Source organism: Nakamurella lactea DSM 19367 (genome assembly GCF_000426645.1).
Lineage (GTDB): Bacteria > Actinomycetota > Actinomycetes > Mycobacteriales > Nakamurellaceae > Nakamurella > Nakamurella lactea.
The window spans coordinates 176,819-197,403 of record NZ_AUFT01000007.1; the positions used below are offsets into that span (position 1 = coordinate 176,819).

At 68.8% G+C, this 20,585-nt stretch carries 18 protein-coding genes; 13 read left to right on the plus strand and 5 right to left on the minus strand.

All coding sequences use genetic code 11. The annotated features are described in order from the left end of the window. Nucleotides 1-24: 24 nt before the first annotated feature. Both K340_RS0108720 and K340_RS0108725 read right to left on the minus strand, forming a co-directional pair. Entirely contained in the window at nucleotides 25-822 is a 798-nt protein-coding gene (locus K340_RS0108720; RefSeq protein ID WP_029136436.1) for an SDR family oxidoreductase, read from the minus strand. A gap of 23 nt (nucleotides 823-845) precedes the next feature. Then, complete coding sequence (locus K340_RS0108725; RefSeq protein ID WP_029136437.1) at nucleotides 846-2,000, minus strand: acetyl-CoA C-acetyltransferase; 1,155 nt, start codon at nucleotides 1,998-2,000, stop codon at nucleotides 846-848. A gap of 116 nt (nucleotides 2,001-2,116) precedes the next feature. Here K340_RS0108725 and K340_RS0108730 point away from each other — a divergent pair, with 116 nt between their 5' ends. From K340_RS0108730 to K340_RS0108740, 3 genes are all read left to right on the plus strand, one after another. Then, complete coding sequence (locus K340_RS0108730) at nucleotides 2,117-3,826, plus strand: AMP-binding protein (RefSeq protein WP_211229343.1); 1,710 nt, start codon at nucleotides 2,117-2,119, stop codon at nucleotides 3,824-3,826. Between the two features lie 65 nt (nucleotides 3,827-3,891). Next, nucleotides 3,892-5,112 (plus strand): acetyl-CoA C-acetyltransferase, encoded by a 1,221-nt coding sequence (locus tag K340_RS0108735; protein ID WP_029136439.1) that lies wholly within the window; start codon nucleotides 3,892-3,894, stop codon nucleotides 5,110-5,112. A gap of 36 nt (nucleotides 5,113-5,148) precedes the next feature. Beyond that, nucleotides 5,149-5,778: an acyltransferase gene (locus K340_RS0108740; RefSeq protein ID WP_029136440.1), complete on the plus strand. Its 630-nt coding sequence runs from the start codon at nucleotides 5,149-5,151 to the stop codon at nucleotides 5,776-5,778. Nucleotides 5,779-5,825: 47 nt separating this feature from the next. Here K340_RS0108740 and K340_RS28535 read toward each other — a convergent pair whose 3' ends face one another. Then, a complete protein-coding gene (locus K340_RS28535; protein ID WP_084614195.1) occupies nucleotides 5,826-6,863 on the minus strand; it encodes a phosphotransferase family protein in 1,038 nt (345 codons plus the stop codon). Between the two features lie 133 nt (nucleotides 6,864-6,996). Between K340_RS28535 and K340_RS0108750 the strand changes: the two genes are divergently transcribed. From K340_RS0108750 to K340_RS0108760, 3 genes are read left to right on the plus strand one after another with little or no spacing between them, the layout of a single operon-like run. Continuing rightward, nucleotides 6,997-7,857 (plus strand): branched-chain amino acid ABC transporter permease, encoded by an 861-nt coding sequence (locus tag K340_RS0108750; RefSeq protein WP_029136441.1) that lies wholly within the window; start codon nucleotides 6,997-6,999, stop codon nucleotides 7,855-7,857. After that, entirely contained in the window at nucleotides 7,858-9,690 is a 1,833-nt protein-coding gene (locus K340_RS0108755; RefSeq protein WP_029136442.1) for a branched-chain amino acid ABC transporter ATP-binding protein/permease, read from the plus strand. It begins immediately after the preceding gene. After that, the gene (locus tag K340_RS0108760; RefSeq protein ID WP_029136443.1) at nucleotides 9,690-10,427 is read left to right on the plus strand and encodes an ABC transporter ATP-binding protein; all 738 of its coding nucleotides are present in this window, start codon (nucleotides 9,690-9,692) and stop codon (nucleotides 10,425-10,427) included. The genes K340_RS0108755 and K340_RS0108760 overlap by 1 nt, the downstream gene beginning before the upstream one ends. 133 nt (nucleotides 10,428-10,560) lie before the next feature. On the opposite strand, the gene K340_RS0108765 is transcribed toward K340_RS0108760, so the two are convergent. After that, complete coding sequence (locus tag K340_RS0108765; RefSeq protein ID WP_029136444.1) at nucleotides 10,561-11,145, minus strand: TetR/AcrR family transcriptional regulator; 585 nt, start codon at nucleotides 11,143-11,145, stop codon at nucleotides 10,561-10,563. Nucleotides 11,146-11,414: 269 nt separating this feature from the next. On the opposite strand from K340_RS0108765, the gene K340_RS0108770 reads away from it, so the two are divergent. From K340_RS0108770 to K340_RS28540, 3 genes are all read left to right on the plus strand, one after another. Further along, a complete protein-coding gene (locus K340_RS0108770) occupies nucleotides 11,415-12,698 on the plus strand; it encodes an ABC transporter substrate-binding protein (protein ID WP_154674145.1) in 1,284 nt (427 codons plus the stop codon). Nucleotides 12,699-12,791: 93 nt separating this feature from the next. Continuing rightward, entirely contained in the window at nucleotides 12,792-13,679 is an 888-nt protein-coding gene (locus K340_RS0108775; protein ID WP_037363562.1) for an SDR family NAD(P)-dependent oxidoreductase, read from the plus strand. A 51-nt stretch (nucleotides 13,680-13,730) separates the two neighbouring features. Then, complete coding sequence (locus K340_RS28540) at nucleotides 13,731-14,654, plus strand: sugar phosphate isomerase/epimerase family protein (protein WP_154674146.1); 924 nt, start codon at nucleotides 13,731-13,733, stop codon at nucleotides 14,652-14,654. Between the two features lie 128 nt (nucleotides 14,655-14,782). Here K340_RS28540 and K340_RS0108785 read toward each other — a convergent pair whose 3' ends face one another. Then, nucleotides 14,783-15,400 carry a PadR family transcriptional regulator gene (locus K340_RS0108785; protein ID WP_029136447.1) on the minus strand — a complete coding sequence of 206 codons (618 nt, stop codon included), beginning with the start codon at nucleotides 15,398-15,400 and terminating at the stop codon, nucleotides 14,783-14,785. 56 nt (nucleotides 15,401-15,456) lie between these two features. Between K340_RS0108785 and K340_RS28545 the strand changes: the two genes are divergently transcribed. Genes K340_RS28545 through K340_RS0108805 form a run of 4 tightly spaced genes read left to right on the plus strand, consistent with a single transcriptional unit; the run spans nucleotide 15,457 to nucleotide 20,558 of the window. Beyond that, entirely contained in the window at nucleotides 15,457-17,139 is a 1,683-nt protein-coding gene (locus K340_RS28545) for a flavin-containing monooxygenase (RefSeq protein WP_051265537.1), read from the plus strand. Then, nucleotides 17,136-18,821, plus strand: a complete 1,686-nt coding sequence (locus K340_RS0108795) for a thiamine pyrophosphate-binding protein (protein ID WP_029136448.1) — start codon at nucleotides 17,136-17,138, stop codon at nucleotides 18,819-18,821. The genes K340_RS28545 and K340_RS0108795 overlap by 4 nt, the downstream gene beginning before the upstream one ends. Then, nucleotides 18,818-19,759: an alpha/beta hydrolase gene (locus K340_RS0108800; protein WP_029136449.1), complete on the plus strand. Its 942-nt coding sequence runs from the start codon at nucleotides 18,818-18,820 to the stop codon at nucleotides 19,757-19,759. Before K340_RS0108795 ends, K340_RS0108800 begins: the two co-directional genes overlap by 4 nt. After that, a complete protein-coding gene (locus K340_RS0108805; protein ID WP_051265538.1) occupies nucleotides 19,752-20,558 on the plus strand; it encodes an SDR family NAD(P)-dependent oxidoreductase in 807 nt (268 codons plus the stop codon). The genes K340_RS0108800 and K340_RS0108805 overlap by 8 nt, the downstream gene beginning before the upstream one ends. The last annotated feature ends 27 nt before the right edge of the window (nucleotides 20,559-20,585 follow it).

Below are 20,585 nucleotides of genomic sequence, written 5' to 3' on the forward strand. Positions count from 1 at the left end.
CCGGTCCGGAGCCGCGGCAAGGGCTCAGGGTGTTGACGGCGGGGTGACGGCCAGGTGTCTGGCGGGAATCTCGCCGCCGCCGTCCACCAGCAGGTCGGTGCCGGTGACGTAGCCGGCCAGCGGTCCGGCCAGCAACAGGCAGGCATCTGCGATGTCATTCGGGGTGGCCATCCGTTGCAGCGGAATGGTTTTCGCGACCCGGTCCTGACCTGCCTCGTCGCCGTAGTACAGGTGCGACAGGTCGGTCCGCACCAGCCCGACCGTCACCTGGTTCACCCGCACCTTGGGACCGAAGTCCATTCCGAGCGCCTTGGTCAGCATCGTCAGCCCGGCCTTGGCCGCGGCGTAGGCGGCGGTGTCCGGAGCCGGATCGCGGCCGGCAACGCTGCCGATGTTGATGATCAGTCCGCCCGATTCCTGCTGCTGCATCACGGCGTTCGCCTGCTGCGCGACGTAGAACGGGGCCAGCAGGTTGAGCTCGACGATCTTGGCGATGAACCTGGGCGAGACGGTGGCAGAGTCGGCGTTCGGCGCGCCGCCGGCGTTGTTCACCAGCAGATCGAGCCGGCCGAAGCGTTGGACGGTGGCGGCTACCAGGGCCGCGCCCTGTTCCGGATCCCGGACGTCGGCCGCGATGAATACCGCTTCCCGGTCGGGTAGGTCGCCGGCGTCGGCCGTTCGAATCGGCTGGGCGGGCGCGGTCCGGCCGCAGATCACCACCTCGGCGCCGGCAGCCAGCAGCCGCCGGGTGATCGCCGCGCCGATGCCCTTGGTGCCCCCGGTGACGATCGCAACCTGTCCGGCCAGCTCGGGTGTCGTCATCATGGGACTGTTCGCTCCCGCACTCACGCCAGGCGCTCGATGATCGTCACGTTCGCCTGTCCGCCGCCTTCGCACATGGTCTGCAGACCGTACCGCCCGCCGGTGCGCTCCAGCTCGTGCAGCAGGGTGGTCATCAGCCGGGCGCCGGTGGCCCCGAGCGGGTGCCCGAGCGCGATCGCACCGCCGTTCACGTTGACCTTGGCCGGATCGGCGCCGGTCTCCTTGAGCCAGGCGAGCACGACCGACGCGAACGCCTCGTTGATCTCCACCAGGTCGATGTCGTCCAGGCTCAACCCGGTGCGGGACAACGCATGTTCGGTGGCCGGGATGGGAGCGGTGAGCATCCACACCGGATCCGCGCCGCGCACCGAGAGGTGGTGGATCCGGGCGCGCGGGGTGACCCCGTGCTCCGCGACGGCCTTCTCACTCATCACCAGCAGGGCCGCCGACCCGTCGCAGATCTGACTGGCCATCGCGGCGGTGACCCGGCCGCCGGGAGTCAGCGGCTCAAGGGCAGCCATCTTCTCGGCCGAGGTGTCGGCCCGCGGGCAGGTGTCGACGGTCGCCTCACCCAACGGCAGGATCTCGCGGTCGAACCGGCCCTCGGTGATCGCCTGCAGAGCCCGCCGATGGCTTTCCAGGGCGAATGCCTCCATGTCCTCGCGGCTGGCGCCCCACTTCTCGGCGATCATCTCCGCGGACCGGAACTGCGTCACCGGCTCGGTCCCGTACCGGCGCTGCCATCCGACCGAACCGCTGAACGGATCGTCGAAGCCGTACTGCTGTCCGGCGAACATCGCGGCCGAGATCGGGATGGCGCTCATGTTCTGCACGCCGCCGGCCACCACGACGTCGGCAGTCCCGGACATCACCGCCTGGGCGGCGAAGTGCACTGCCTGCTGCGACGATCCGCACTGTCGGTCGATGGTCACCCCCGGCACGTGGTCCGGCAGCCCGGCAGCCAGCCAGGCGGTTCTGGCGATGTCGCCGGACTGCGGCCCGATGGTGTCGACGCAGCCGAACACCACGTCCTCGACGGCGGCCGGGTCGATGCCGGACGAGTCCATCAATCCGCGCAGAACGTGACCGCCGAGATCCGCTGGGTGCACGGCGGCCAGCGGACCCTTGCGCCGGGTGACCGGCGTCCGGACCGCATCGACGATATATGCCTCGGTCATCGGCGCTTCCTCCTTGAAGACGATGATGCCCGCAATCCGCCGCGAACGGGTGGCCGGGCCCACGGACATCTGCCGCTAGTCTAGCAAGCGCTTGGTTGGTCAGCTAGCATGAGCCGATGGGATTCCGTGATGGCACGATGACACAGGAGGCACGGGTGACGGCGATCGATCCGACGGGGTTGTCGACCATTCCGGCCTGCCTGCGGTCGGCCGCCGTTGACGCGCCCGATGTCGAAGCCATTGTCGACGGCGAGGTCCGGCTCACCTTCGCCCAACTGGACGCCGAGGTCACCCGGTTCGCCAGGGCAGCAGTCGCCCGTGGTCTGCAGCCGGGCGATCGGGCCATCGTCTGGGCGCCGAACAGCGCGCGATGGGTGGTTTCCGCTCTCGGCATCATGGCCGCCGGCGGCATTCTGGTGCCGATCAACACCCGCTTCAAGGGCGAGGAGGCCCGGTACGCCATTGAGAAGGTCCGGGCCGCCATGGTGGTGCTCGACGACTCCTTCCTCGGCAACGGATATCTGCAGATGCTCAGGGGAGACTCCGCCGATGCGGCTGCCGGTCCGTCCCGGCCGACCGCGGAGCGCCCGGTCCCGGCCGTGCCGCACGTGCACACCGTTGTCCTGCTCGACGCTGCGCCGGCCAAGGCCGCTGCCGACATCGGTACCGGTGCCGCCGCCGAGGCGGAACCGGCCCTGTCGTACGAGCAGTTCCTGGCCGGTGCCGCCGAAACCCCGGTCGGGGAGATCGACGCCCGGATCGACGCGCTCTCGCCGGACGACGTTGCCGACATCCTTTTCACCTCGGGGACCACCGGATACCCCAAGGGTGCCATGGTGACTCATCGATCCAACCTGTTGGTCGACCTGGCCTGGTCGGACATGACCGGATTGTTGCGGGCCGATCGTTACCTGTTGATCAACCCGTTCTTCCACAGCTTCGGCTACCGGGCCGGTGTGCTCGCCTGCCTGATCCGCCGGGCCACCATGCTGCCGATGGCGACCTTCGATGTGCCGGCAACGCTGCGGCTGATCGAGACCGAACGGGTCACGGTCTTCCCGGGAGCTCCGACGGTGTACACCTCCCTGCTGGACCATCCCGACTTCGCCGACCACGATCTGAGCTCGGTCCGGCTGGCCGTCACCGGCGCGACCGTCGTGCCGGTACCGCTGCTGCACCGGATGCGTGACGAACTCGGTTTCCGGGATGTGATCACCGCCTACGGGCTCACCGAAACCTGTGGTACCGCTACGGTCTGCCCGCCGGACACCGATGAGCACCGGATCTCCACCAGCTGCGGCATCGCCATTCCCGGTACCGAGGTGCGGATCGTCGGGTCGGATGGCATCGAAGTGCCGGTCGAGCAGATCGGCGAGGTGCACGTCCGCGGCTACAACGTGATGCTCGGCTACTTCGAGGACGAGGCGGCGACCGCCGCCGCCGTCGACACCGACGGCTGGATGCACACCGGCGATGTCGGGTGGATGGATGCCGACGGTTACCTGCGGATCACCGACCGGATCAAGGATGTGGTGATGGTCGGCGGCTTCAATGTCTACCCGGCCGAGGTCGAGCGGATCATTCGCGAACACCCGGCCGTCTCCGACGTTGCGGTGGTCGGCGAGCCGGACGAACGGCTCGGTGAGGTGACCAGCGCGTACGTGCAACTGCGGGCGGGCGCCGTTGTCACCGAGGGCGAGCTGCTGGAGTTCTGCCGCGGAAAGATGGCGAACTTCAAGCAGCCGAGGCGGATCGCCTTCATCACCGAGCTTCCGCGAACTCCCAGCGGCAAGATCCAGAAGTTCAAGCTGGCCACCGACTCCTGACCAGGGCCGGCCCCGCGGCAGCCGCTCGGCGCCGCCTTTCCATCACTCAATCTCAAGGAGCACCGATGTCAGAAGCCGTGATCGTCGCCGCCGCACGATCGCCGATCGGGCGTGCGTTCAAAGGATCGCTGACGTCGCTGCGGGCCGACGACATGGCGGTCGCCATGGTCCGGGCCGCGCTGGCCCAGGTGCCGGAGTTGGATCCGCACACCGTCGACGATCTGATGCTCGGCTGCGCCCAGCCGGCCGGTGAGCAGGGCTACGGCCTGGCCCGGGTGGTCGCGGTGGCCGCCGGGCTGGACGACGTGCCGGGCACCACCGTGCAGCGCTACTGCGCGTCCAGCCTGCAGACCACCAGAATGGCGTTGCACGCGATCAAGGCCGGCGAGGCCCAGGTGCTGATCTCGGCCGGCGCCGAGGCGGTGTCCCGATTCGCCCAGGGCAAGTCCGACGGCATGCCGGACACCCGCAACCCGTTGTTCGCCGAGGCGGCCGAGCGCACCGCGGCCCGTGCCCTCGGTGGCTCTCCGGACTGGACCGACCCGCGCGAATCCGGCGCCCTGCCTGATGTCTACATCGCGATGGGCGAGACGGCCGAGAACGTGGCGGAGTTCCGCGGGATCAGCCGGCAGGCGCAGGACGAGTTCGGCGCACTGTCCCAGCAGCGGGCCCAGCGGGCGATCGAGGCCGGGTTCTTCGACCTCGACATCACCCCGCTGACGCTGGCCGACGGCACGGTGATCGGCAAGGACGACGGCCCCCGCAAGGGCGTCACCGTCGAAGGTCTGGCCGGGTTGAAGCCGGCCTTCCGACCGGACGGCACGGTGACGGCCGGGAACTGCTGCGGGTTGAACGACGGCGCCGCCGCGCTGGTCGTGATGTCCGACAGCAGGGCCACCGAACTGGGGCTGACGCCGCTGGCACGGGTGGTGTCCACCGGCGTGTCCGCGCTGTCGCCGGAGATCATGGGTCTCGGCCCGGTGGAGGCCTCCCGACGCGCCCTGGCCAATGCCGGGATGTCCATCGGTGACCTGGATCTGATCGAGATCAACGAGGCGTTCGCCGCTCAGGTGCTGCCCACCATCGACGACCTGAAGATCGATCCGGACCGGGTCAACGTGCACGGCGGAGCGATCGCCCTCGGGCACCCGTTCGGCCAGACCGGGGCGCGGATGACGACCACCCTGATCAACGGTCTGCGGTTCACCGACGGCCAGTTCGGGCTGGAGACCATGTGCACGGCCGGCGGCCAGGGGATGGCCATGATCATCGAGCGGCTGTCCTGAGATGAGATCGGGGCGGTCGGCCCGGGAGGAGAACGGATGACGCGGCTTCCACCACCACAGGTGTACGAGATCGACGGCGTGGTACCGGTTGTCGACCCGTCCAGTTTCGTTCATCCGACCGCGGTGCTGATCGGCGATGTGCTGATCGGACCCGATTGCTACATCGGTCCGGGTGCGACGTTGCGCGGCGACATGGGCCGGATCCGGATCGAGCAGGGTGCCAATGTGCAGGACAATTGCGTGCTGCACTGCTTTCCCGGCCGGGAGACGGTGGTCGAGACCGAGGGGCACATCGGTCACCTGGCGATGCTGCACGGCTGCCGGATCGGGGCCGGGGTGCTGGTCGGTATCGGCGCTGTGGTGATGGACGGGGTGGTGATCGGTGAGCGATCGTTCGTCGGTGCGCACAGTTTCGTGCCGGCCGACCTGCAGATCGGCCCCGGTCGGCTGGTGGTCGGTAGTCCGGCGAAGGACAAGCGCGCCCTGACCGAGGCAGAGATGACCTGGAAGGCCAACGGCACCAGGACGTATCAGGAACTGGCCAGGCGCTCGCTGGCCACCATGCGGCCGGTCACGGCGCTCACCGAGCTACCGGACGGGCCGCGGGAACTCGGCGTCACCGTCGCCACTGCCGTGCCACTGCGTGAGTTCCGCGCCCGCACCTGACCCCCACCCCCCGCCCGCGCGGTCCGAAGGGGATGGGAGCCCGTCCGTCAGCCCAATCGGGCCGCCTGCCGCAACGCCTGTGCGGCCAGCCCGGCCGCCTGGTCGCCGAACGACTCCGGCGTCCGATCGGTGATCCCCGTTGTGCCACCCCGCATCCGGGAGTACACGCCCTCGACGATGCAGGCGGTCTTCCACCAGTTGAACGCCAGGTAGTAGTCCAGCGCGGCCGGGGAGTCGCCGGTCGCCGCGCAATAGCGGTGCAGCAGTTCCGATCGTGACGAGAACCCCGGCTCGATCGTCGGCGGTGAATGCAAGGCGGTGTGCACGTCGCCCGGCTCGGCCCAGTAGACCAGGAACTGACCGAGATCGGCCAGCGGGTCACCGACCGTTGTCAGCTCCCAGTCGAGCACGCCGAGCACGGTGGTTCCGGAACCGGACGGCGCCAGCAGACAGTTGTCCAGCCGGTAGTCGCCGTGCACGATGCTCGTCCGGCGCTGCTGGGGTGCCCGCTCGACCAGGAGCGCATGCGCCTGGGCCAGCTCCGGCAGCGCCCGGGTGCTGGTCCGCTGCCAGTTCGCCTCCCAGCGCCGCAGCTGACGCTGCAGGTAGTCGGTGCGGTCGGCGAGCGCGCCAAGGCCGAGCAGGCTCGGGTCGACCCCGTGCAGGGCGACCAGGGTATCGATCAGTGCCGGCCCGACGGCCGCGCGTTCGACCACCGGCAATTCCGCCCGGACCCCGTCGGGGTCGCGCAGTACCAGTCCGTCCAGGAACTCCAGCACGATGAACGGCGCGCCGGTGACGGCGTCGTCATCGCAGACGGCGAGCACCTCGGGTACCGGGACCCGGCCGGCCAGGGCGCGCAGCAGTCGCGCCTCCCGTAGTACGTCGTGGGCGCTACCGGCGTGCTCGCCGAGCGGCGGACGTCGCAGGATCCAGCGTCGGCGGTCGGCGTCGGTCACCTCGAAGGTGAGGTTGGACCGGCCGCCGGTGATCCGCCGGAAATCCAGCGGCAGGGTGAGCGGGGCGAGTCGGTCGGCGAGCCACCCGGGAACCCCAGCCGAAATGCCGAGCTCGATTGCGGTGATGACGCCCTCCTAGGGAATCCTGGCGGCTCGGGATCTGCCCGGCAACGCCGATGCCGAAAGGGTAGCAAGCGCTTGGTTGGCAGGTATAGTCTTCGCGGAGCGGCGTCGGCGCCGCGCAGCGAGGAGGTGGCCGATGACACCGATCTGGTCCGGACTGGCGATCGGCGCGGTCTACGCGCTGGTTGCCATCGGCTACAACATTGTCTACGTCGCTTACACGACGTTCAACTTCGCCCACGCCCAGTTGATGATGTTCGGCGTCTTCGTCACCTACTGGGCGACCGTGGTCGCCGACCTGCCGATCTGGCTGACCTTCCTGGCGTGCGGCGCGGCGGTCGGGTTGATCGCCCTGATCGAGGAGTTCATCGCGATCCGCCCGGTAAAGGGGGCGCACGCCCATTTGGTGACCACCCTCGGTGCGGCCACCCTGTTGGACGGCATCACCAGGTTGATCTGGGGCGATCAGGTGCTCAAGGTGCCGCCGGTGATCGGATCGTCGAGCACCATCACGCTGCTGGGCGGTCGGATCAGCATCGTCGAACTGGTGCTGATCATCGCCATCATTGTCATCACCGGCCTCATCACGCTCTACAGTCGCCGCTCGCTGACCGGCCTTGCCCTGCTGGCGATGGCGGAGGATCGAGACGCAGCGCTGCTGCGCGGGATCAACGTCAAACGATTGGCTTTGGGCGCCTTCGTGTTCGCCGGGGTGCTCGCCGGGATCACCGGCCCGCTGGTCGGGCCGAAGACCTTCGCGGTCGCCACCCTGGGGTCGGCGCTGGCTCTCAAGGGATTCGTCGCGGTGGCCATCGGTGGGTTCGGCAGCATGCCGGGGGCGCTGATCGGTGGCTTCGTCGTCGGCCTGGTCGAATCGCTGTCCGGCCGCTGGCTGGGTAGCGACTTCCCGACCATCATGGTGTTCGTCGTCCTGCTGCTGATCCTGCTGCTGAAACCGACCGGCCTGTTCGGCTCGACCCGGGAACGGGTGGTCTAGATGACGACAATCGTGCAAGGCCTGCGCCGGATCCCGTCCTGGGTGCTGCCGCTGGCCCTTGGCATCTTGCTGATCGCCGCTCCGTGGCTGGGCATCAGCGCCGATACCCGCCGACTGCTGGTGCTCAGTTGCATCCTGGCGCTGGTCACCAGCGGACTGAGCCTGAGCTTCGGATACGCCGGCGAACTCGCGCTGGGGCAGACCGCCATGTACGCCACCGGCGCCTACCTCACCGGATATCTGGCAATGCACTGGGTCAACGATCTGCTGCTGCTGGTGGTGGTCTCGGCCGTGGCCGCGCTGGTCGTCGGGATGATCTCGGGCATTCCGGGTCTACGCCTCGGCGGCTGGTCGCTGGCGATGACGTCCTTCTTCCTGGTCCTGCTGGTTCCACAGATCATCGACCTGCTGGAGAAGTACACCGGCGGGGCCGTCGGCCTGGTGGGCATCCCGCAGCCGAAATTGTTCGGCCAACCGCTGAGCACCGTGACCTTCTATGTGGTGGTCGCGGTGATCACCGTCGTCTGGTTCACCGTGATGCGCAATCTGGTGACCTCCCGGCACGGTATCGCGTTCCAGGTGCTGCGGCAGAGCCCTGTCCTGGCCTCGTCTCTGGGCATCTCGGTGTTCCGGCTCAAGCTCACCGCCTACGCGTTGGGGGCGATCCCGGCCGGTATCGCCGGAGCGCTGTTCGCCTACGTCGACAAGTACCTCTCGCCGTCCACGTTCGGTTTCACCATGGCCGTCACCGTGCTCGCCGCCGCGATTCTCGGCGGGGCGAAGAGCGTCTATGGCGCGCTGATCGGTGCGCTGATCATGCAGTACGGGCCGCTGCGGTCCACCGACTTCGCGCAGTACGCCCAGGTGATCTACGGCGTCTTCCTGATCGTCGCCGGGACATTGGTGGCCAACGGGTTGGCCGGCCTGGCGAACCGGGCGATCAAGCTGTTGAAGGCACGCTGGGATCCCCAGCAGCCGGCATCGGCCGGCGGCGATCCGGACCAGTCGGCCGGCGAATCCAGTGGGCTGACGAAGCGTCCGGTACTGCCGCAGTTGCCGGGCGATCGGCTGCAGATCGAGGGCCTGGCCAAACGTTTCGGCGGTCTGCAGGCGCTCGGCGGGGTGAGCTTGACCGCCGAGCCCGGTCAGATCACCGCGCTGATCGGTCCCAACGGATCGGGCAAGACCACACTGCTGAACATGGTCTGTGGGTACTACCGGACCGATGACGGGACGATCCACATCGGGGATACCGACATCACCGGCGCGAAGACCCACCAGGTGGCCAGGGCCGGCGTGGCACGCACCTTCCAGACGCCGCTGTTCCCGGAGGACATCTCGGTCCACGAGGCGGTGGCCGCGGGGATGTACACGCCGCGGTACGTCGGGATGCTGTCGTCGATCCTGCGGCTGCCGAGGTACTGGCGCACAGTCAGGGCCGACCGGGCCGAAACCACCGCCGTGCTGCGCCTGGTCGGCGTCGACCACCTCGCCGATGCCGAAGCGGCATCACTGCCGCTGGGCACCCGGCGGCTGCTGGAAGTGGCGCGGGCACTGGTCTGCCGCCCGAAGGTGTTGCTGCTGGACGAGGTCGCCTCCGGACTCGACGAGGACGAGATCGAGCGGTTGGCCGAGCTGATCAGGGCGATCCGGGCGGCCGGGACCACGGTCGTTTTGGTGGAGCACAACTTCAAGCTGGTCCTCGAACTCGCCGACACCATCCGGGTACTCGCCCAGGGCGAGCTGATTGCCTCCGGGACGCCGGCCGAGATCGAGAACCATCCGCGGGTGTTGTCCGACTATCTGGGTGTACGGCAGGAAGGGATGCAGTGATGAGCACTGCTGAGGTGCTGCTGCAGGTGCGCAACCTGGCCACCGGATACGGCGACATCAGAGCCGTCTGGGACGTCTCACTGACCGTCCGGGCCGGTGAGATGACGGTGCTGCTCGGCCGCAACGGTGCGGGCAAAACCACTACCCTGCGGGCGATCTCGGGACTCAACAAGGCGGACTCCGGGAGCATCGAGTTCGCCGGTGAGGACGTCACCGGGATGCCGCCGCATCGCCGGGTGACCGCGGGGATGGCGTTGGTGCAGGAGGGCAAGCGGATCTTCCGGCGTCGCACCATCGAGGAGAACCTGCTGCTGGGCGGTTACACCCGCGGGCTCGGCAAACGGGCGCTGGAGCGCGAGGTTTCGGACGTCTACCAGCTGTTCCCCGCGTTGGCCGATCGCAAGCACGTGACCTCGGGGCAACTGTCCGGTGGTCAGCAGCAGATGCTGGCCATCGGCCAGGCGCTGATGTCGAAGCCGAAGTTGCTGATGCTCGACGAGCCGTCCGGTGGTCTGGCGCCGGCCATCGTTGCCGAGGTGATGGCGACGGTTGCCGGACTGAAGGAGACCGGGATCGGCATTCTGCTGGTGGAGCAGGCGGTTGCCGCCTCGCTGGCGGTGGCCGATCGGGTGACGGTGCTCGACGTCGGCCGGGTGCTGTTGGACAAGCCGGCCGCCGAGATCACCGATACCGAGGTGTTGACCGAGGCTTACCTTGGCCGCGGCTCGACGAGCTGAGTCGTTGGCGCGGTGAGTATCCGGAGGGCGGCGCGTCGCCACCGCACCGAGACGTCGCCTATGGCGCGGAAACGACCGGTTGGCGCGCCGCAACTGCTCCGAGACGTCGCGAACGGTCCCGGGCACGCCGCAATCAGCGCGGGACGATGCCTTCCAGGAAGGTGGAGACGAAGTCGTCGGCGAACCGCTTCATCGAATACTGGTGGGTGGGCTTGAACCAGCGCACCGACAGCCACAAGGAATCGCGGATCAGTCGGTAGAGCACCCGCGGCGGGATGTCGTCCCGGAACGCGCCCGAGGTGACCCCGGCCTCGATCACCTTGATCCAGGTCTTGGAGATGGTGTTCGCCGCGGTCTTGATGTGGTCGTACCCCTGCAACGAGGTCAGGTACTTGCCGCTGTTCTGATAGATCTCGGTGGCATGCGGATGCGCCTCGATGACGCTGAGCGACGCCCGCACCAGTTCGGTGAGCTGGGTACGCGGGTCCGAATGCGCCGTCACCACGGCGGTGTACCGGTCGGTGAGATCGGCCAGATAGGACGACACGATCGCGTCCACCATCTCGTCCTTGGACTTGAAATGGTGGTAGAGGCTGCCCGACAGGATGCCGACGGCGTCGGCGATCTCGCGCACCGTGGTAGCGACGATTCCCTTGGCGGCGAACAGATCCGCCGCGTGCTCAAGGATGACGGTGCGGCGGTCGTGCGGTTCGGCCATGACGTTCCTCTCGACGCTGAACCCCGAAGACGACCTGAAGGTCGGCGAGGTACCGATCAAGCGCTTGTTATACCACGCAGATCGGACCGGGCGACCGACGCGGATCCCGGAGAACCCGCAGGTTGTGCAGTCGGTGGCGTCCCTAGATTACGGCTGTGCAACGGACTGCGCAGCTTCAGTGGATTGCCCTTGACCAGCGGCGGGACTGGCCATAGCCTACCGACCAAGCGCTTGCTACGGAAGCAAGCGGTCGATGAGGAGGGCTTGCCGTGAGAAAGCGTTTCGGAGCCGCTATTGCGATGGTCACGGTGGCCGCCCTGGTCACGGCGGCCTGCAGTCCAGCGCCGGATGAGAGCAGTCAGAGTTCGACGCCGGCCGCTGCCGGCAGCAGCGCCCAGGGATCGGCGGCCGCGTCAGGTGGCGGCAGCAGCTCCGAGCCGTATCGCATCGTCCAACTCATCGGCCAGAACCAGCCGGGTGCCGGTGCCCTGAACGCCAAGGCGGCGGTGCAGGCGGCAACGGCGGCCGTCGCGGTGCTCAACGCGAACGGCGGCGTTCTCGGCCACAAGGTCGAGCTGGAAATCATCGACGACGGCGGCGATCCGACCCAGGCGGTGACCAAGCTTCAGCAGCGACTGTCGTCCGGAGAAAAACCGAACCTGATCCTGCCGGGCAACACCAGCGCCGAGGCGCTGCCGATGGCACCGATCATCACCGAGGCCGGCATCCTTTCGGTCCAGCAGGCCAGTGCGGACGCCCTGGACGACCCGGCCAAGTACCCGTACTTCTTCAAGACCCCGCCGGTCCCGGCCAGCTGGGCGCAGTCGCTGGCCGAGTACGCGAAGAAGAACGGTGCCACCAAGATCGCGATGATCGCCGGCAAGGATGCCTTCGGTCAGGCCACCGCAGAGGCGACCAGGGTCGCGTTGAAGGATGCCGGTCTGCAATTGGTCGGCGACGAGACGTACGCCGCCGAGGATCTGGACATGACTGCTCAGCTCGAGCGGCTCAAGGCCACCAACCCGGATCTGCTGTTCATGCAGGGGGCCGGGTCGCCCATCGGGTACGTGTTGGAGAGCCGGGAGAAGATCGGCTGGACCGATGTCCCGCTGATCGCCGATTCGACCGCTTCGGTCACTTCCCTGCTCAATCAACCGGCACCGGACGGCCTCGTCGGCACCGATCAGGCCAAGAACGTGTCTGTCCAGGTGCTGGCTGCTGCCGTTGAAGGGTCACCGGGTGCGAACCCTGGAGCCATGGAGAAGATGCTGGCCGCGCTGAAGGCCGTCGGTCCGATCAACCTGCCGCTGAACGTCTACTTCGCCTACGACGCCGTGATGCTGGCGGCCAAGGCCGCCGAGGAGACCAACACCATCACCGATGCGGCCGCCCAGGCCAAGTGGCTGGAGACGGTGACGCCCGACACCGAGGGTCTGTGGGCGCTGACGAAGTACACCTTCACCGCCGAGTCGCACGGCCCCGCTGTCGACACGTCGCAGGTCGAGATCATCCCGGCGACCACTCTGGTCGACGGTCAATACCCGAAGTCCTGACCTGACTGCCCGGCCCGTCACTGCTGTTCAGCGGTGGCGGGCCGGGTTTCTTTTCCGCTCCCGCCTCTCGGCGGACACGCCCGGAAGGCGCTGATGAGTACACCGGCAACACCCCTGACACTGGCCGGACGGGCGGTGGTGATCACCGGCGCCGGACGCGGACTGGGAGCCGCCTATGCCGCCGCGGTCGCCGCCGCGGGTGCCGCCGTGGTGGTCAACGACATCGATGACGCCGAAGCACGGCGAACGGCGGACGCGATCGTCGCCGACGGTGGCCGGGCGGTGAGTCACCCGGCCGATATCACCGACTGGGAGCAGGCCGACCGGCTGATCGACCGCTGCGTGCAGGAGTTCGGCGCGATCGACGGCCTGGTCAACAACGCCGGCTACTTCGCGCTGTCCTTGCCACAGGACCAGCAGCCGGAGCCGTTGCGGCGCACCATCGACGTCAACCTGTTCGGCACCGCGGCCTGCGGCGTGCACGCCCTGCGCCGAATGGTCGAACAGGGTCGCGGGGTGGTGGTCAACGTCACCTCCGGCGAACAGATGGGCAAGACCGCATCGGCGATCTACGGAGCCACGAAGGCCGGCGTCGCGACGCTCACCTACTCCTGGGCAGAGGACATGCGCGAGCACGGCATCAGGGTGAACGCCATCTCGCCGAATGCCCACACCAGGATGGCCACCATCTACGAGCAGTTCCGCGGCGCCGCCGGCAGTCAGAACATCGGGCTCGCCCCGGAACTGAACGCCCCCCTGGTCGTCTACCTGCTGTCCGACCTGAGCGCTGCCGTCACCGGACAGGTGGTGCGGCTCAACGGGTCCGAGCTGATGCTCGGCACGCACCCGGCCAACCTGGATCCGGTGCGCAGCTGCGACGACTGGACGGTCGAGGCGATCGCTGAGGTCTTCGACACCGATTTCGTCCAGCGCCTGCAACCGGCGGGCGTGCGCCGGGTGCGCACCGAAGTCCTGGACTGACACCGGTTGCCGTGCCAGGCGACCACCGAAAACTTCACCGAACGGGGCATCGTGACCAGCGCATCCAACGAACCGGGCGGGCCGACGATCGGCCACCAGAACCTCACCTGCGTCAGCGGGATGGCGGCGGCAGCCTGGCCGCTGCCTGACGAGCTCGCCATGTATCGACGGATCGACACCGACCTGGCCGGCCTCCCGTCGCACAAGACGGCCGCCTTCGGACACGACCGGTCGATCGCCGAGATCGCCCGCAGCGGAGTACAGATCGGATATCTGGTCCATCCGCTCACCGCGGATCCGGCCGATGACGCGGGTTGGGCCGAGCAGCTCGACGGGCTGCGGGCGGCGGTCGACATCGCCGCCGCGGTCGACGCAGCGCGGGTCTACCTGACCTCCGGGCCGTCCGGGGGTGCCAGCTGGGAGCAGGCGGCGGAGTTGTTCGTCGGCCGGCTGACGCCGGTGGTCGAGTATGCGGGCGAGCGCGGCATCCGGTTGGCCGTGGAGAACACCCTGCCGGTGCGCTGCGACCTGAGCTTCACCCACAGTGTGCGGGACGCCATGGCGCTGGCCAGGATGTCCGGCATGGGCCTCTGCCTCGACTTCTACTGCTGCTGGCAGGAGGGTGGACTGGCCGAGCGGCTACGCGAAGGACTCGATCTGGTCGAACTGGTCCAGGTGAGCGATTTCGTCGTCGGCACGCAGACTTTTCCGAACCGCTGGGTGCCCGGTGACGCCGATCTGCCGATCGCCAGGCTGCTGGCGGAGCTGTTGGCCCTGGGTACTCCGGGATCGTCGATCTCGAACTGGCCGGACCGGAGATCGAGCGGGAGGGCGCCGAGTCTGCGCTGCGCCGCGGCGTCGGCTGGTTGCGGCGAGAGTTGGCTCGCTGAACCCGATCGGCGCCCGGACGGCAACTCCGGCGCGGCAAACCCGACACAGATGACGCGCCGCCTCTTGACACCAAGCAAGCGCTAGCTTCTAATCAAAGGTATGCCTATTAGGCATAGGGCGTTGGGCGGTGGCGCGCCGGGTCCGACGAGACAGCCGCAACGCAGCGACCAGGGACGGCGGTGAGCGCGATGGCCAGGGCGAAGGACGGTTGGCTATGGAGTCGCGGCCGGGTGTCCGGTCTCGTCGATGTCGGCCGTCGCCAGCTCGCGCAGATCCTGCAGCAGCGCATCGGTCAACGCGATCTCCGCCTGGTAGTAGCGATGCGACCAACGCAGCGCGAGCTCAGGGTAGGCCCAGGTGCCGCGGCGGGCTCCCTGCTCGTGCGCCGCGGATCGTTCGGCGAGCTCGACCATTCGGGCCCGGTGGGCCGCCAGCAGTTCTTCCAGCTGCTCGGGTTCGGCCAGGTGACCGAGCCAGACCCGCATCAGCAGCGAGTGTTTCAGCACGGATGGATCCAGCGGCGCGCTGGACACCCACTGCTGCACGGCATCCCGGCCGGCCGGAGTGATCGCGTACACCCGGCGGTCGTGCGGTCCGTCGGTGTGCTCGTCGCGGGAGGTGACGAACCCCAGGGCCGCCAACCGCTTCAGCTGGCTGTAGATCTGGCTGAAACTCGGACTCCAGTAGAAGAACTTGATGCTCTCCTCGGCCCACTTCTTCAGGTCGTAGCCGGACAACTCCTCGCCGAAGGCCAGCAGACCCAGTACCGCGTAGCTGGTGGTCGGCAGTGCCGGCGGCTCGACCGCGTGCTCGCTGGGGTCGGCTGGCATGGGCAGACCCTACCGCGCCGGCCTACGCCGACGATCGAGAAACGAAGGGACATCGGATGACAGCCAGCGACGGGTCGGATACCGCCGGTCAGGCGGCACCGGCGCAACGGCAGGTCGAGGCGCTGGTGATCGGTCTCGGCTTCGCCGGACTCTCCGCCGTGCACCAGCTCCGCGAGCGAGGTGTCGACGTGCATGCGCTCGACGCCGCCGGCGGCCCGGGCGGGATCTGGTACTGGAACCGATACCCGGGGGCGCGCTGCGATGTGCAGAGCCTGTGGTACTCGTACGGGTTCTCCGACGAACTGCAACAGGAGTGGGAGTGGAGCGAGAAGTACGCAAGGCAGCCGGAGATCCTGCGTTACGCCGAACATGTCACCGACAGATTCGACCTACGTCGGGACTGCACGTTCTCCACCAGGGTCACGGCGGCCGAGTTCGACGCCGGGGCCGACCGCTGGGAGGTCGTCACCGACACCGGAACCCGGATCAGGGCCCGGTTTCTGGTCACCGCAACGGGATGTCTGTCGTCATCCCGGATTCCCGAGCTGACGAACGCCGATGCCTTCCGCGGGCGGACCTTCCACACCGGTCAGTGGCCGCACCAGCCGGTCGATTTCACCGGTCGCCGGGTCGGAGTGATCGGCACCGGATCGTCGGGTATCCAGATCATTCCGATGCTGGCCGCGGTCGCCGACAGGCTGACGGTCTTCCAGCGGACGGCCAATTTCTCGATCCCGGCCCGCAATCGGCCCTACACCCCCGAGGAACAGCGCTCGGTGAAGGCGGACTATCCCGGGATCCGGGTGGCGCAACGCCGCTCCCATGCCGGCGCACTGCACTCCGGCACCGGCAGGTCGGTACTGGACGTCACCCAGGAGCAGCTCGCGATCGAGTTGGAAAGCCGCTGGGAGGCAGGCGGAACGGCGTTCATGGGATCGTTCACCGACATCCTGTCCGACGACCGGGCCAACCACCTGGTCGCCGAGTTCGCCCGGGACAAGATCCGCCGGATCGTCACCGATCCGGAGACCGCGGAGAAGCTCGTTCCGCGCGGGCATCCGATCGGCGCCAAGCGGATCTGCGTCGACGACCACTACTTCGAGACGTTCAATCGCGACAACGTCGACCTGGTCGACGTCAACGCCGAGGCACTGAGCGGATTCACCGAGAACGGGCTGTGCGCCGGCAGCCGTGAGATCGCGCTGGACGACGTGGTCTTCGCGACCGGCTACGACGCAATGACCGGTGCACTGACCCGGATGGGTATCCGCGGGAGGGACGGCTTGAGCCTGGAACAGGCTTGGCGCGCCGGGCCGCGGTCCTATCTCGGCATTGCCGTGCACGGCTTCCCCAATCTGTTCATCGCCGCCGGACCCGGCAGCCCGTCGGTGATGGTGAACGGCGTCATGGCCGGTGAACAACATGCGGAGTGGATCGCCGACGCGATCGCCTTCCTCGGGGCGAACGGCATCAGCCGGATCGAGGCCCGGCGCGCCGACCAGGATGCCTGGGTGCAGCACGTCAACGACGTCGCAGCGAAAACCCTGTTCCCGAAGGCGAACTCCTGGTACATGGGCGCCAACGTGCCCGGCAAGCCGCGGGTCTTCATGCCGTATACGGGTGGTTTCAACAACTATGTCGACACCTGCGCCAGGGTCGCCGCCGACGGCTACGCCGGCTTCGACCTGTCCGCCCAGAGCACCGGCGCCGCGGCTGCCAGGTTGCGCGGTTCGCGATGACGACTCCTGACCGGCACACGGTGCCCGGCGGCGAGGCCGTGGCGATCGCGCTCGAGGCGCTCGGCGTCGACACGCTGTTCACGGTCCCGAGCGCGCACAACCTGAGCATCCTGCGCGCGGTGGAGGACCGCCGGGTGATCCGGGTGGTGTTGTGCCGACACGAACAGGGTGTGCTGCACGCCGCTGACGGATATGCCCGGGCCACCGGGCGGCTCGGCGTCGCGGTCGTCAGCGGAGGACCGGGCACCGCGAACGCGATGGGCGGGCTCTACGAGGCGCACTTCGCGTCCTCGCCGGTGCTGCTGATCACCAGCCAGGCGGAGACCGCGCTGCTCGGCCGCGGCCGCGGTTACGTGCACGAGGCCGAGCGGCAGGCCGACCTGCTCCGCACCGCAACGGCCGAGGTCGTCACCGTCGAGGCCGTCGACGAGATCGCCGAGACCGTCGTGCGTCTCGGCCGCCGGGCCGCTGCCGGGCGGCCCCGGCCGACCGCCGTGGAGATCCCGATCGACCTGCTGGATGCGGCCGTCGAGGTCGACCCGGTTGCCCTGACCACCGCGGCCCGGCCGGTGCGGCGCCGCGGTCCGGACCCCAGCGCCATAGCGCGGGCCGCTGCTCTGCTGGCGACCGCGGAGCGGCCGGTCATCTGGGCCGGCGGCGGCGTGATCCGAGCCGGCGCCACCGATGCGCTGCGACGCGTCGCGGAGAAATGGTGTGCCCCGGTGATCACCAGCCGTGAGGGACGCGGCGCCATCGACGAGTCCGATCCGCTGAGCATCGGCGGCTACGCCACCTTGCCGCCGGTCGCCGAGTATCTGACCAACTGTGATGTGCTGCTGGCGGTCGGCACCCGGTTCCAGATGTACCCGACCGCGGAATGGACGCTCGCGCTGCCGCCGACGATCGTGCACCTGGACGTCGATCCAGCGGTGATCGGACGCAGCTATCCGGTCGCCGAAGCGGTCGTTGCTGACGCCGAGTCCGGCCTGCGTGCCGTGCTCGACGCACTTCCGGAGGTGTCGGTCGACGTCCTGCCGGACCGCGAGAAGCACGTGGCCGCTGGACAAATCGCCGCCGCGGCGGCTCGCGATCTGGTTGCCCAGATGGCCGGACCAGATCACCTCGCGATCAGCAGGACCGTTTCGGAGCTACGTCCGTCCGCCGGCGTTCTGGTTTGTGACGCGACGGTCCCGGCGTACGTCTGGGGCGATCGACTGGTGGCAATACACCAGCGGGGGACGTCGATCCGCAGTACGTCGGCAGCGATCGGGCCCGGCCTCGGACTCGCCATCGGTGCTGCCGTCGGCACCGGCACCCACGCGGTGCTGCTGGCCGGCGACGGAGGATTCCTGCTCGGTGTCGGTGAACTGGCCACCGCGGTCCAGGCCGCAGCGCCGCTGGTGATCTGCCTGTTCGACGACGCAGGGTACGGGATGCTGCGGCATATCGAGGCTGGCATCGGTGACGGGCAGCTGCACCATGTCGACCTGGCCACCCCGGACTTCGCCGCGGTGGCAACCGCTTTCGGCCTGCCATCGTGGAAGGCGGCCGACCCCGGCCAGTTCGCGGACGCCTTCCGGGCTGCTCTCCAGGTCAACGGGCCCAGCCTGATCCACGTCGACCTCACCGCACTGGCCCCGCTGCGCCGCAGTGTCCCCGGACCGCAAGGCGAGACGTCGTGACGCTCGACGAGCAGTCGGCGACCCTGATCGCCGCCATCGATCTTCGGTTCCCGAAATTGGGCACCGAGGTCACCGACGCGACCGAGGCCCGGCGGATCCTGGCCGAGAAGCCCGCCGTTCCCGCGCCGGCTCCCGAGGTCCACCGGGTAGACGAGCAGCACGTGCCCGGCCCCGACGGTGCGCCGCCGGTCCGGGTGCGGATCTACCGTCCGGGACCGGATACCGCCGACCGGCCGGCGATCGTCTTCTTCCACGGCGGCGGCTTCGTGATCTGCAGCCTGGACACGCACGACGCGATCTGCCGGGAGCTGGCCGTCGGTGTCGATGCGGTGGTGATCAACGTCGACTATCGGCTGGCGCCGGAAACGCGATGGCCGGGCGCCGCGCAGGACTGCTACGCAGCAACGGCCTGGGTGGCCGAGAACGCCGCCGAACTGGGCATCGATCCGGCCCGGATCGTGGTGGCCGGGGACAGCGCGGGCGGCAACCTGGCGGCCGTCGTCACGCTGTTGGCCAGGGACCTTTGCGGGCCCGAGCTGGCCGGCCAGCTGCTGGTGTATCCCATGCTGGACACGGACTTCGACACCGAGTCCTATCGAAGGAACGGCCTGGGCTACAACGTCACCGTTGATCACTTGCGCTGGTACTGGCAGCAATACCTGGGCGACCACGACGGTACCGACCCGGCGGCGGCCCCGTTGCTGGCGCCGGATCTGCGGGATCTGCCCCCCGCGTACATCGTGACGGCCGAGTACTGCCCGTTGCGCACCGAGAACGAGCAGTACGCCGCCCGCCTGACCGCTGCCGGAGTCCCGGCGACACTGGTCGGCTATCCCGGTGTCGCGCACGGCTTCTTCACCCTCGGCCACCTGTTGGACACCGGGCGCCGGGCCGTTGTCGAGACGACCACCGCGCTACGGGAGATGTTGCATGGCTGAACGGGACGACCAGCAGGTGCCAGGGCAGGCGTCGGGGCCGAACGGGTCGCGGGGCGAGTCCAGGGTGGCGATCGTGACGGGTGCGGCGTCCGGGATCGGCCGGGCCACCGCGCGGTTGCTGGCGGCCAGGGGTGACGCCGTGCTCTGCGTCGACCGCGACGCCGCCGGGTTGGCCACGGTGGTCGACGGCGTCCTCGCGGCCGGCGCAGACGCGCTCGGGCTGGTCGCGGATCTGGCCGAACCGACCGTGGGGGACGACATCGTGGCGGCCGCGGTCCGGCAGTGGGGCCGGCTGGACGTGGTGGCATTGGTGGCCGGGATCGGCCAGCTCGGGCCGGCGACCTCGATCAGCGTGCAGGAGTGGGACCGCGTGCTGGACATCAACCTGCGCGGACCGTTCCTGCTGGCGAGGGCCGCGCTGCCGGAGCTGGTGCTGACCAGGGGGGCGATCGTCGCGGTCTCGTCGATCGCGGGGCTGCAGGGATGGCCGTACGCGGCGGCGTACTCGGCCGCCAAGGGCGGACTGGTCACGCTGATGAGGTCGCTGGCGATCGAGTACGGGCCGGCCGGCGTACGCATCAACGTGCTGGCGCCGGGATCGGTGGAGACCGGCCTTGCAGCCGGGATGCGGGCCCCGGACTTCGACTACGACGAGTCGCTGCGCAAGCGCAGCGGCGGGCTGGACGGGCACAAGGCGGATCCGGACGAGATCGCCCCGCTGATCGCCTTTCTCGCCTCGGCCGAGGCGTCATTCGTCAGCGGATCGGTACTTCGGGCGGACGGCGGTGCCTTCGCCTGACCGTCGCCCGCCGCTCCGAAAACTACC